At 41.3% G+C, this 12950-nt stretch carries 15 protein-coding genes; 13 read left to right on the top strand and 2 right to left on the bottom strand.

The genetic code is table 11. The features are described from left to right. Window positions 1-4: 4 nt before the first annotated feature. From LV83_RS02015 to moaA, 13 genes are all read left to right on the top strand, one after another. Window positions 5-1177, top strand: a complete 1173-nt coding sequence (locus LV83_RS02015) for an aspartyl protease family protein (RefSeq protein WP_245946974.1) — start codon at window positions 5-7, stop codon at window positions 1175-1177. Between the two features lie 210 nt (window positions 1178-1387). Continuing rightward, window positions 1388-1978: a LemA family protein gene (locus LV83_RS02010; protein ID WP_111609841.1), complete on the top strand. Its 591-nt coding sequence runs from the start codon at window positions 1388-1390 to the stop codon at window positions 1976-1978. Window positions 1979-1989: 11 nt separating this feature from the next. Then, window positions 1990-2427: a TPM domain-containing protein gene (locus LV83_RS02005; protein WP_111609840.1), complete on the top strand. Its 438-nt coding sequence runs from the start codon at window positions 1990-1992 to the stop codon at window positions 2425-2427. Next, the gene (locus tag LV83_RS02000; RefSeq protein WP_111609839.1) at window positions 2405-3211 is read left to right on the top strand and encodes a TPM domain-containing protein; all 807 of its coding nucleotides are present in this window, start codon (window positions 2405-2407) and stop codon (window positions 3209-3211) included. Before LV83_RS02005 ends, LV83_RS02000 begins: the two co-directional genes overlap by 23 nt. 183 nt (window positions 3212-3394) lie before the next feature. Then, on the top strand, window positions 3395-4570 hold the full coding sequence (locus tag LV83_RS01995; protein ID WP_111609838.1) for a molybdopterin molybdotransferase MoeA: 1176 nt from the start codon (window positions 3395-3397) through the stop codon (window positions 4568-4570). A gap of 1 nt (window position 4571) precedes the next feature. After that, window positions 4572-5324, top strand: a complete 753-nt coding sequence (locus LV83_RS01990) for a sulfite exporter TauE/SafE family protein (protein WP_111609837.1) — start codon at window positions 4572-4574, stop codon at window positions 5322-5324. Window positions 5325-5327: 3 nt separating this feature from the next. Then, window positions 5328-5909 (top strand): molybdenum cofactor guanylyltransferase, encoded by a 582-nt coding sequence (gene mobA / locus LV83_RS01985; RefSeq protein WP_111609836.1) that lies wholly within the window; start codon window positions 5328-5330, stop codon window positions 5907-5909. Next, complete coding sequence (cobA, locus tag LV83_RS01980; RefSeq protein WP_111609835.1) at window positions 5906-6718, top strand: uroporphyrinogen-III C-methyltransferase; 813 nt, start codon at window positions 5906-5908, stop codon at window positions 6716-6718. Before mobA ends, cobA begins: the two co-directional genes overlap by 4 nt. 28 nt (window positions 6719-6746) lie before the next feature. After that, window positions 6747-6983, top strand: a complete 237-nt coding sequence (locus LV83_RS01975; RefSeq protein ID WP_111609834.1) for a MoaD/ThiS family protein — start codon at window positions 6747-6749, stop codon at window positions 6981-6983. A gap of 1 nt (window position 6984) precedes the next feature. Next, complete coding sequence (gene moeB / locus LV83_RS01970; protein ID WP_111609833.1) at window positions 6985-8019, top strand: HesA/MoeB/ThiF family protein; 1035 nt, start codon at window positions 6985-6987, stop codon at window positions 8017-8019. Continuing rightward, window positions 8000-8428 carry a molybdenum cofactor biosynthesis protein MoaE gene (locus tag LV83_RS01965; protein WP_111609832.1) on the top strand — a complete coding sequence of 143 codons (429 nt, stop codon included), beginning with the start codon at window positions 8000-8002 and terminating at the stop codon, window positions 8426-8428. The genes moeB and LV83_RS01965 overlap by 20 nt, the downstream gene beginning before the upstream one ends. Before the next feature lie 205 nt (window positions 8429-8633). Then, window positions 8634-9551: a bifunctional molybdenum cofactor biosynthesis protein MoaC/MoaB gene (gene moaCB, locus LV83_RS01960; protein ID WP_111609831.1), complete on the top strand. Its 918-nt coding sequence runs from the start codon at window positions 8634-8636 to the stop codon at window positions 9549-9551. Next, window positions 9535-10548, top strand: a complete 1014-nt coding sequence (gene moaA, locus LV83_RS01955) for a GTP 3',8-cyclase MoaA (RefSeq protein ID WP_111609830.1) — start codon at window positions 9535-9537, stop codon at window positions 10546-10548. The genes moaCB and moaA overlap by 17 nt, the downstream gene beginning before the upstream one ends. Window positions 10549-10649: 101 nt before the next feature. On the opposite strand, the gene LV83_RS01950 is transcribed toward moaA, so the two are convergent. Continuing rightward, complete coding sequence (locus LV83_RS01950; protein ID WP_111609829.1) at window positions 10650-11951, bottom strand: APC family permease; 1302 nt, start codon at window positions 11949-11951, stop codon at window positions 10650-10652. 249 nt (window positions 11952-12200) lie between these two features. Next, window positions 12201-12854 (bottom strand): transmembrane-type terpene cyclase, encoded by a 654-nt coding sequence (locus tag LV83_RS01945; RefSeq protein ID WP_111609828.1) that lies wholly within the window; start codon window positions 12852-12854, stop codon window positions 12201-12203. Window positions 12855-12950: the final 96 nt, after the last annotated feature.

Below are 12950 nucleotides of genomic sequence, written 5' to 3'. Positions count from 1 at the left end.
CTTTATGAAGGAGGATAAACGCAAAGTCAATATTCCTTTTTATTCTTCGAACAGCTTAATCATACTTCCAGTGTCGATTAATGGAAGTACTCCATTAAATTTTTTGGTAGATACAGGGGTTCGATCGAACATACTATTTAGTAAAACGCTTGGTGACGCTATAAACCTGGAGTATACACGTAGGATAAAATTGGTAGGCGCAGATGGTGCCGATGATCTAATGGCTTCCGTCTCTCCCATCAATACGTTTGACTTAGGACCTGTCGATGGAATATTTCAAAGTTTACTTGTTTTGGAGGAAGAATTCGTAGAACTGGAATCAGTGTTAGGCGTACCGGTTTATGGGATTATTGGCTATGAGTTTTTCAAGTATAATCCCGTAAAAATTGATTATGACAATGGAAAATTAACTTTTTATAAGTCTGAAGCGCTAAAGTGGAAGCCCCTTTTTTACCGAAAGGTAAACATGCAGGTATTTGAAAATAAGCCCTATATAAATATTACCGTAAAGCAAAAAGATGGATCAATCCTCAATCCAAAACTCCTGATCGATACAGGTGCCAATCATGGCTTATTGCTAAACCGGGAGACTTCAGATGACATTACCATGCCACCTCTTTTTATAGAATCTGCTTTAGGGCAAAGTCTAGGCGGCGTTCTGTACGGATACATTGGCAGAGTAGATTTCTTGAAATTGGCGAATTTCAAAATGGATGAGGTACTCACCTCCTACCCTGATGAAACTCCATACAGCTATGTGATTAAAGAATCTGGACGCATGGGAAGCTTGGGAGCTGAAGTACTAGGTCGCACTAAGCTTATTTTTGATTATCCTAGAAATCGTTTAATGATTCGCAAAGCAGGTAATTTTTATGCCCCTTTTCAATATGACATGAGTGGAATGGCGCTGAAAAAAATTCTCGACGATGATAATCGAATTTATATCTCTGAAGTCCGGGCCGGATCTCCTGCCCAGCGAGCCGGCATCGAAGTCTATGATGAGATACTAGAAATTAATAAAGTTCCGACCTTCATATGGGAACTCTCAGAAATTAACAAATTGCTCAGGTCTGAACCTGGAAAGAAAATCGAATTAGAGATTCGTAGATACGAGTCCGATGATCTTACCAAATACAAAGATCTAAAGTTCACGCTGACTCTTAAACAGCAGATTTAAGAACTCATTTGGTTGCGGTAAGATAAAAGCGGTAATTTTGGGTGAAGGAAGGTGAAAAAATCAAACCTCCTGATCACAATTACGTGAGTATTCAAGTTCTAAAAAACAATTATAAACAGATGAAATCGAGCATGACGAAGAACGTCACACACTAGGATGATTATATCCATGCGAGATTCCATGTGACCTTAAAAATCAAATTATAAACACATGAAAAAGTTTCTTATTCCTATTGGTATCCTTTTGGTGCTCGGTATTTTCATTTACACTAAGGCCGTAGGAACCTACAATACTTTTGTGCAAACAGAAGAAGTAATCAATGGCCAATGGGCTGAAGTAGAGACCCAGTATCAGCGTCGTTCTGACCTCATTCCTAACTTGGTAAATACCGTGAAAGGCTATGCAGATTTTGAGCAAGAGACCTTGACCGCAGTAATTGAAGCGAGAGCTAAGGCCACTTCCATGAACGTGGATGCTTCTAATCTGACACCTGATAAACTTGCTGAATTCCAAGGTGCTCAAGACCAACTTTCCGGCGCATTGGGTAGATTATTGGTAAGCGTAGAGCGCTACCCAGAATTGAAAGCAAACCAAAACTTCCTAGAGCTTCAAGCTCAATTGGAAGGTACAGAAAATAGAATTGCTGTCGCCAGACGTAATTTCAATCAGTCCGTTCAGGATTACAATTCAAATCTTCGAACCTTCCCGAACAACATCTTTGCAGGTTGGTACGGGTTTGAGCAGAAAGGCTACTTCGAGGCATCCGCAGGAGCCGAAAATGCACCTTCAGTTCAGTTTTAATTCACCTCATCATGGCTGAGAAAATATTCTCAACAGCAGATCGGGAAGCTATAGTCAATGCGATCCGGTCTGCTGAAGTTTCCACCTCTGGAGAAATTCAAGTTCATATAGAAAGTCGCTGCAAAGGCGAGGTACTCGATCGTGCAGTTCAGGTATTTGACACCCTCAAAATGCATCAGACCGAAGATCGGAATGGCGTATTATTTTACCTAGCAGTAGTTGATCATCGCTTTGCAATTTTAGGTGATAAAGGCATCAATGAAGTAGTTCCCGATGATTTCTGGGAAAAAATTAAAGATCACATGACTGGCTTATTCAAGCAAGGTCAATTTACACAAGGTCTGATTGACGGCATTCAAATGGCCGGCAAGCAACTTGGAAAGCATTTCCCCTATCAGGGGGATTCAGACATAAACGAACTTCCTGATGAGATTTCTTTTGGATCATAAGATCCTACCAATCACTTTACTTTACCTTTTCTTCACACTTGGACTTCAGGCGCAGGATTTCCCTCCTGTTCCTAATCCGCCACGGTTAGTGACTGATTTTACCAACACGCTTTCAGCATCCGAGCTTGGGCAGCTGGAAAGTAAATTAGTCGCATACAATGACAGCACGTCCACTCAGATAGCCATTGTAATGATGCGATCTGTGGGGCAATATGACATTTCTGATTACGCTTTTCGCCTGGGACAAGCTTGGGGAATTGGCGGGGGAGAAAACGACAATGGCATCTTGATTCTTGCTGCTATGGACGATCGCAAGGTCTTCATAGCTACCGGATATGGAATGGAAGGAGCGGTTCCTGATGCCTTGGCAAAACGAATTGTGGAAAACTTGATCCTGCCTAATTTCCGGAGAGAAGCCTATTATGAAGGTCTCAATGAGGCTACAGATATGATTTTCAAACTCGCTTCAGGAGAATACAAGGCTGAGGATATTGAATCAACTGGAAATAGTGGAGGAGCAATTTTCATGATTTTATTCCTCATTTTCATTTTTGTAATTCTTCCATTGTTGAAAAATAGAAACGACAACAACAATCACATGGGTGGAAGAGGTGGAGGAGTAGATCTCTGGACTACGATTATGCTTGCCAACATGCTTGGCGGCGGCGGTAGATCCTCTGGGGGCTTCGGTGGCGGTGGAGGATTTGGCGGCGGAGGTGGAGGCGGCTTCGGTGGTTTCGGAGGAGGAGGCTTTGGAGGCGGAGGAGCTGGTGGAAGCTGGTAAGGATAGAAATTGATATTTTAAAAAAACGCTTTGATTAGCGTTTTTTTTTGCGGAAAAATTACCTGAGCTTCATTGTAGCTAGTGCTTTTTATCATAAAAACACTTGAAGAGATAATATAATACGTAGAAAAGTAAGTATTTATACGTATTTTTTCATAAGTTTAGCCAAGATTCCACAACAAGATGATTTCAGTTTCTGAAGCTTTAGATTTAATCAAAACTCACGCTAGCCAGCTACCAAGCGTAAAAAGTCTCCTTAGGGACTCTTATGGCTGTTACTTGGCTGAGGAAATTTTAGCTCCGATTAGTTTACCTTCATTTCGGCAGTCTGCCATGGATGGCTATGCCTTTCGAAAAGGAGAAATAGTAGAGCTAGAAGTGATCGGTGAGTGTAAGGCGGGAGATGCAACCGAGTTTGAGATTCAAGAGAATCAAGCGGTGCGCATTTTCACTGGAGCCCGTGTGCCTGACCAGGCAGATACGGTAATCATGCAGGAGCATGTGGAAGTGAATGGTGGAAAAATATCCATTCAAAAGATGCCTGAAAAATCCACAAATGTGCGGGAAGTAGGCGAACAAATTCAAGCTGGCGACCAAGTATTGCCAGCTGGGACGAGGATCAATGAATCCATAATTGGTTTTTTGACCAGTTTTGGGATCACAGAGGTTTTAGTCATTAGCAAACCCAAAATTACGCTGATCGTCACAGGAAATGAGCTTCAGGAGGCAGGAAGTCCACTGAGACCCGGATCCATTTACGAAAGCAATGCGATCATGCTTGAATCTGCACTGAAATCAAGAGGATTTGATTCAGTGCAGCTTTTGAAAGTGGTGGATGATCTGGAAGCTACCAAACGCACCATTGCGTATGGATTGGAAAGTGATCTTTTGTTGATCTCTGGAGGGATATCAGTAGGTGATTACGATTTTGTGAAGGAGGCTTTGCAGGCAAATGGAGTTCAGGAGATTTTCTACAAAATCAACCAAAAACCAGGAAAGCCACTTTGGTTTGGCAAGTCGGATAAGACATTGGTTTTTGCTTTGCCTGGAAATCCTGCTTCTTCCCTGACTTGCTTTTTGATTTATGCACTTTCGGCGCTGAAAATCATGTCAGGCAATCCTGATTATGACTTAAACTTCCAGACTGGAGTGCTCAAGCATCGGACCTTTAATAAGTTTGGGAAAACCCTCTTTATATTGGGTACAGAGAAAAATGGGCAGTTGGAAATATATCCAAAACAAGCCTCTAGCATGTTGATTTCTTATGCTTTGGGGAATGCACTGGTACTTGTTCCAGCAGAAAAGGAAATACTTGAACCTGGTGAATCTGTGCTTTTCCTTCCAATAAATAGAAGTTAAGATGATCGATTTTCATGATCCGGTTTTTATTGTTGTGTTCTCCGCAGTGCTTGCGGTTGTCGCATTTATGTATGCCAGCGTAGGACATGGAGGAGCAAGCGGCTATCTGGCGATGATGGCTTTGGTGGGAGTTCCGCTATTGGTAATGAAGCCTACAGCGTTGATTTTGAATATATTCGTAGCCGGGATTTCCTTTATTTTCTTTCGTCAGGCGCAGCATTTCCGCTGGAAATTATTTTATCCCTTTGCGATCACTTCCATTCCTGCAGCATTTGCCGGAGGCATGATCACCATCAATCCCACGCTCTACAAGCAAATTCTTGGCGTTTTCCTTTTGATTGCAATTTTGAGAATTTTGGGTTTTTTTGGCAAAACAGATACAGATCAAAATAAGCAAGTGAATACTTCTTTGGCATTGTTGATCGGGTTAGGAATTGGTTTTTTCTCTGGGATGATCGGGATAGGAGGAGGAATAATTCTCAGTCCTGTAATTCTGTTGTTGCGCTGGGGAAATATGAAAGAAGCCGCCGCCGTTTCTGCTCTCTTCATTTGGGTCAACTCAGCATCTGGAGCTTTAGGTTTCGTACTCAGCGGAGGAGAAATCCCCATAGAAGCTAGTTATCTGATCCCTGCCGCTCTCATTGGAGGGACTTTTGGAGCAATTTACGGGAGTAAAAGATTTTCAAATGTGACGTTGAAATACATTCTCTCCTTCGTGCTTTTCATTGCTTTTATCAAATTAATGACGGTTTAGGTTATGGAAATTCCACAAGATATTACGGCTTTTATTCTTTGCGGCGGCAAAAGTGTCCGCATGCAAACCGAGAAAGGTTTGGTAAACTACAAAGGTAAACCATTTATCCGCTGGATAATTGAAGCGATTATTCCCATCACCTCCAATATTATTTTGGTGACCAGCAATGGAGATTATAGCTTGGTTGGATTGCCGATGATCGAGGACATTTACCCTGAAAAAGGCCCTGTAGGTGGCATTTATACTGCATTGAAGTTTAGTAAGACAGAGAAAAATCTGATTCTTAGCTGCGATGTTCCGAAGATTACGGCTCCACTTCTCCAAACCTTGGTTGAGGAATCAGCGCAAGATGCTTCGGTCACCCTTTTTAGTGATGGAAAAAATGATTACCCTCTTATAGCCGTTTATAAAAAAACAGCACTTGAAACTTTCGCTGAAGCGATTTCGGCGGATAAATTAAAGCTTTGCCCATTGGTGAATATGATCTCGAATCAAAAAATCATGATCACTGCTGAACAAAAATCGCTTGTCCAAAATATCAATAGCAAGGCCGAACTGCAGTCTTTAATCCAACTTGAACAATGAAAACTATCACTGGAAAATCACCAAAACTCACTCTAATAGGTGCTGGACCTGGAGACCCAGAGCTGCTCACTTTGAAGGCAGTGAAAGCACTAAATGAGGCGGATGTTGTTTTATATGACTCTCTGGTTAATGAGGAAATTCTAAAGCATGCCAATCGCGCATTGTTGGTATTTGTAGGAAAGAGAAAAGGTAATCACAGCCATACGCAGGAGGAGATCAATGAGCTCATCGTGAATTATGCAAGTGACTTTGGACATGTAGTCCGAGTGAAAGGTGGAGATCCATTTGTTTTTGGAAGAGGAAAAGAGGAAGAAAACTTTGCGTTGGCACATGGAATAGAAGTGGAAGTGATTCCTGGAATTTCTTCCAGCGTTGCCGTTCCTGCATCCGTGGGAATTCCTGTGACTGCGCGAGGAGTAGCCGAAAGCTTCTGGGTGATCACTGGAACCACGAGTAATCGGGAGCTTTCAAAAGATTTGACCTTGGCTGCTCAATCTTCCGCAACAGTGGTTGTACTTATGGGAATGAGCAAGCTGAGGGAAATAGCTGCGATTTATGCTTCTTTTGGCAAACAGGATTTACCAATAGCCATCATCCAAGATGGCACCAAATCGGAGCAAAAAGAAGTGGTCGGAACCATTCAAAATATCGTAGAAATCAGCGAGAACCAACGAATAGCTGCACCTGCCGTTATTGTGATTGGCGAGGTAGTGCATCTGGCAAGAGTCAAAAAGCAACTGAAAGAAGATTGGATTTTGGAAGATGAATTTATTTTCCAAAACCTGAATACCTTGCCGTTTAGTAATTAATACGAATGATCTGTATTAACTTGAAGCTATGATTACAGTAAACTATTTTGGAAATATCGCAGAAGCAGCACAAAGCAATTCTGAAACTTTGGATAAAAAGTCCATGAGTTTGTCTGAGTTGCTTGACCTGTTGGATTCAAAATATGCCATTGCGCAATTCCCTTTTCAGGTAGCTGTCAACAGAAAAATTGTCTCAAAGCAGCAAGCACTGAATATTTCAGATTCAGACGAAGTAGCACTTCTTCCACCATTTGCAGGAGGATAAAATGGAAAGATACCAGCGACAAATCATCCTTCCGGGTATCGGAACTTCCGGACAGCAAAAGCTAAAATCAAGTAGTGTGCTTGTCGTGGGTGCTGGTGGTTTGGGCTGTGCCGTTTTGCCTTATTTGGTTTCCGCAGGAGTAGGGAGAATCGGGATAGTGGATGGAGATCGTGTAGAGGAAAGCAATCTTCACCGCCAAGTTTTATATCATGAGAATTCTATTGGTTCGCTGAAAGTAGAATCGGCTCAGAAGGCACTTCAGCAAATGAATTCGTCTACAAAGATCGAAATCATGCCTGAGTTTTTGTCAAATAAAAATGTGGATAACTTGATTGACTCGTATGAATTGATCATCGATGCCACGGATACAATTGAGGTTCGCTATACTTTAGACGATGCCTGTTCTCGCATGAAAAAACCTATGATTTATGGGTCGATTTTCAGATTTCAAGGACAGGTTTCGGTTTTCAATTATAATGGAGGCCCTTCCTACCTCAGTCTTTTTCCAAGGGAAGACAAGGTAGTTTTGAACTGTGCTGAAGCTGGCGTGTTAGGAACTACGGTAGGGATGATAGGAATGATTCAAGCCAATGAAGCGTTGAAAATAATTCTCGGAATTGGTGAGGTGCTTTCTGGCAAAATCCTGGTTTATAACATGCTTACCAACGACCAGCAGATCTTCCAGTTAGCAGATCAGCCAAATGAAGCATCAGTGAAAACTGCTGTTGAAAGAGTGGAATTGATTAATCCTGAATTGGTTTTATTACAAAAAGGCATTTTAATAGACGTTCGTGAAATCGGTGAGGAACCCGAAATTCCCTCCAGTTTTTGCAGTAAAATCCCTTTGTCTGAAATGGAAGCCCGACTTGCAGAATTAAATAAGGAGAATGAAATTACATTGTTTTGTCAGGCTGGAGGAAGAGCGATTCAAGCAGGTAGAATGTTGATAAAGGCTGGCTTCACAGATGTAAAAGCAGTAAGAGGTGGGGCAAAAGATATTTTGAAATTGATTGATTATGAAAAAAGTATTTCTTGAAGGAGCGATTTCTCCTGAATTTATAGCTGATTCCATTGCAAAGCATCAAGGCAAGCATAGCATCGGCGCACATAATATTTTCCTTGGACAGGTTCGTGCGGATGAGGTAGGCGATCAAAAAGTGGTGGCCATAGAATACACGAGTTATGAGGAGATGGCAAATGAAAAATTACATGAAATCCGTGAAGCTGCTTTCGAGAAATTCAATTTGACTTGCCTCCACATTTATCATAGTTTGGGTGAAGTGAAAGTCGGAGAGATTTGCATTTTCGTCTTTGTTTCCTCACCAAGAAGGAAGCAGGTTTATGAAGCCACAGAATGGCTTGTGAATCAAGTGAAAGAGCATGTTCCAATCTTCGGCAAGGAAATCTTAGACAATGCGGATCATCAATGGAAAGTAAATAGTTGAGAAATTCAGAAAGCTAAAGGCTGAAATCTGAAAAGAGAATAGATAGATTGGTAGCGAAGGAGTCTAGTGTCGGGCAGAGCGTCCCGACAGCTGAACAGGATCAAAGCCTATTTAAAACAAGTAAAATTACAGTCCCCGACTCTGCTCGGACTTACACTCAAAGAATCTTTATTTAGCCTAACACTAGTTGAGATTAAAAGTAAAAATGGTAGATATCACACATAAAGTCACCACACTTCGTACGGCAAAAGCTCAGGCGATTGTACATGTCAGTTCAGCTGATACTATCGCGGCTGTAGTGGAAAACAGAGTGCCAAAAGGAAATGTCTTCGAAATGGCCAAAGTTGCCGGCCTTTTCGCAGTAAAAAATACGCATATCACCATTCCAGATTGCCATCCACTTCCTGTGGAATACACTGCTGTAGAATATGAAATTGACGGCCTTGAAATAAGGATTTACATCACTGTGAAAACGGTATATAAAACCGGTGTGGAAGTAGAAGCCATGCATGGAGCCTCAGTGATCGCGCTGACGATGTACGACATGCTGAAACCTATTGATAAGGGAATTACGATTCGAGAAGTTGGTTTGGTGCAGAAGACAGGCGGTAAATCCAGTTTCAAAGAGAAGAACCCTAGAGAAATTCAAGCTACTGTCGTGGTTTGCTCTGACTCAATTTCCAAAGGAATCAAAGAAGATAAAGCAGGGAAAGTGATTGTGGATAAGTTGAAATCACATGGCGTGAATGTGACTTCTTATGAGGTAATTCCTGATGAGTTGGAACTGATCCGCGCGCGAACTTTTGAACTGGTAGAGAAGAATCAATTGGTTATTTTCACAGGAGGAACTGGACTCTCCCAAAGAGACGTTACACCAGAAGCTTTGGAGCCGATTTTGGAACGTAGAATTCCAGGGGTAGAAGAAGCGATCCGAAGTTATGGACAGAAGACTATGCCATTTGCGATGCTTTCCAGGTCCGTGGCAGGAACTATTGGAGACAGCATAGTATTGGCTTTGCCAGGATCTACAAATGGCGCAAAGGAATCAATGGATGCGGTTTTCCCGCATTTGCTGCATGTATTTAGAATATTGAAAGGAGCCAATCATGAGCCAAGCGAGTAATATAAATGAGTTGAAGGATACTTTTGGGAGAACTCACAATTACCTGCGAATCTCCCTGATAGAGAAGTGCAATTTGCGCTGCAAATATTGCATGCCTGCTGATGGCATTCCACTTAGTCCCAAAGCCTCATTGATGAGTGCTGAAGAGATACTTGAATTTGCCAGAATTTTCGTCGGCTTGGGTGTGGATAAGATTCGTTTAACTGGCGGGGAACCACTACTTCGAAAAGACATCAATGAGATTTTAGATGGCCTTTCTAAGCTTCCTGTTGATCTTTCACTCACTACCAATGGATTGCTGATTGATAGGCATGTGGATAACTTCAAAAAGTTAGGTGTCAAAAACATCAATTTCAGTTTGGATACTTTGAGAGAAGGTCGATTTTTTGAGATTACGAGAAGAACAGGTTTTGAAAAAACTCTTGACAATTTCCGGCTATTGCATGAAGAAGGTTTTAACCTTAAGATCAATACCGTGTTGGTAAAAGGAACCAATGATGACGAGTTGGTTGATCTGGTCAATCTTACAAAGGACTACAACGTCTCAGTGCGGTTTATAGAATTTATGCCTTTCGATGGAAATCGATGGGACAGGTCAAAGATGGTTTCAGAGAAGGAAGTACTTAGCCAATTAGGTTCCCACTTTGGTGCAGAGCAGATTTCTGCTCTTCCTCATGAGACCAATTTCACAGCTCGTAAATTCAAGATCTCCGGCTACCAAGGCGATTTCGGAATTATCTCTTCTGTGACTAATCCGTTCTGTGGAACCTGCAATCGCATCCGACTAACGGCGAATGGCCGCATCAAAAATTGCCTTTTTTCAAATCAGGAAACAGACTTATTATCTGCCATGCGAGCTGGTGAAAATGTGGAAAACTTGATTTTGGAATCTATCTTAAAGAAAAAAGCGGTGCGTGCAGGCATGGATAGTTTGGAGAAGTTATCAGACCCAACTCTTCATTCAGATAATCGAAGTATGATTGCGATTGGGGGGTGATAAGCGTTTAAAGGCGATCAATTCTCCTGGGTTTACAAATTGTATCATTAGCTCTATTTTTTTCCTCTTTTTCCAAAATGATAACTGCAGAAGGCAATACCTTACTCACTCTTTTTCCAATGCAAAAACCATTTCTCTCCGGCAAAGACTATGACCACTCCGATTGCTGAGACAATGACAACAAACAGATCGGAACTGGCCTTGATCCAAACGAAGGCGGTCAGTACGATTAAGTCGAGCAATAAAGCGGATATCAAAATAACTCCATTGGCCTTTACATCTTTTCTCAAGTGCTTGAAAACTCCCCAATGAATGATCATGTCCATCACCAGATAGAAAATTGCTCCCATGGAAGCGATGCGGGAGAGGTCAAAGAAGATGGTTAATACTATTGCAATGACGACAATATAAAGTAGCATGTGCTTTTGAACGCTTCCCGACATACCGAAATGACTATGCGGAATAAGCTCCATATCTGTGAGCATGGCTGTCATACGTGACACTGCAAAAATACTAGCAATTACACCTGAAATGGTCGCAACGATTGCTATTCCAACTGTGAAATAAAGTCCATAGTCTCCAAAAGCCGGTCTTGCAGCTTCTGCCAAAGAATAGTCTTTTGCGCTAACAATTTCAGAAATGCTTAGTCTTGAGTTTACTGCAGTAGCAACCAGAAAGTAAACTACAGTACAGATGATTAAGGAAATAACGATGGAGCGCCCTACATTTTTATGAGGCTTCGTAATTTCTCCTCCACTATTCGTGATGGTGGTAAATCCTTTATAAGCCAATATGGAAAGTGCCATAGCTCCTATGAAACTAGCTACAGAATAATTCTCTGTATTGGTAGATTCAGGAACAAGATCACTAGTGGTAAATTGAGCTGCCCAGAGTCCACCTAGAGCAAATATCAGAATACCTACTATTTTAACAAATGCCATGAATTGGGAAGTCTTCCCGATTACCTTATTTCCAGCCACATTGATAATATAGGCAAGGATCAAGAGCGCAACTCCCAAACCAGGCACCCAAATAGAATCTTTTTCCACGTCAAAAAGCTGTAGCGTGTAGGACCCAAAAGTTCGCGCAACCAAACTCTCATTGATCACCATAGAAAGTGCCATCAGCACGGAAGCTGCTGCGGTGATGGTAGTTTTTCCATAGGCTTTCGTTAAAATCATAGCGATCCCACCTGCCGAAGGGTAAGCATTGGAAACTTTGATGTAAGAGTAGGAGCTGAAACCTGAAATAATTGCTCCAACGATAAAAATATAGGGAAACCAAGTTCCTGAAAGTTCCGCTACCTGACCCAAAAGCGCAAAAATTCCAGCCCCGATCATCACTCCAGTACCCAGAGCTACTGCTCCTTTCAGCGTTAGGCTATCTTCTTTATAGTCATCCATTTATTCTGTATCTAATTTTTCTTGACCCAAAAGAGCCAAAATAATTACTGATAGTAAAATAGCTTAATATGCCTAAATCACAATTGGAAATAGGATTATCGGAATGCTTTGAAGTTTAAAGCGGCTTTGCAATTCTCTCGTATTTCGAAGGGAAAAAGCACCAAAGGAACAGTTGAGAGCAAAAGTGATCCCTATAACCATTAAAAAATAGAATCATTAGAGCAACCTGAAAAAGTAAAATACTAAGCTCTATTTTTTAAGAGTTGATAGCTTAAGACTCATTGATCTTTTGGCAACTAGATAGATATAAATCACATCCAAGATAAAAATAACAGATCCAATGTAGAGAATAGGCTCATGGACACCACCTCCTCTTTTTGATCCAATTATCCCAAATAAAATGGTCAGTGGAAGCGTCCCAACAAATTTTGCAATCGCAAGTATCAAAGATTGTCCCTGTAAGCCAGGTCTGCGATAATACATGCGTATGAACAGAATAGACATAAGAATACACTGCAAAAATCCCATATAAAGGGCTCCAAGTACTATTCCAACCCATTGAAAAACGAAGTGTTGCAAAATCATGCAACCTATTAAATACACAATCGCCTGAATGTAAAAAGTGCTTTTTTTGGTAGAAACTTCCTTGATTCCATAGTTGAAATACATATACAGAATCCCACAGTCCAGCAGTAGCCAGAAGGCATTGAAAAAGCTCGACACATGAGTACCAAACTCAAAATAGCCAGGAAGAGTGTAGTAAAGCTCCCAAGTAAAATTAAGTCCTAGTGCTATAAAAGGAATACCGTAGGACTTGTCTCTATGGCCAACCCTCAATGCTTCTATATAGGTGATGATCCAGCCTATTCCGCAGATAGAAAGCAGGATGGTACTAGTAGTCATAAAGAATTATTAATCAAGAAAATAAAACTCATTCCAAATAGAAATTGAGGATGAATAAGTAAAGAATTATGCCTCGCAGTACTTGTAAAGAGGCAA

Origin of the sequence: Algoriphagus yeomjeoni, assembly GCF_003259505.1 — a bacterium.
Lineage (GTDB): Bacteria > Bacteroidota > Bacteroidia > Cytophagales > Cyclobacteriaceae > Algoriphagus > Algoriphagus yeomjeoni.
The sequence above is the reverse complement of the archived record's forward strand: the minus strand, read 5'-3'. Positions and strand labels throughout refer to the sequence as shown.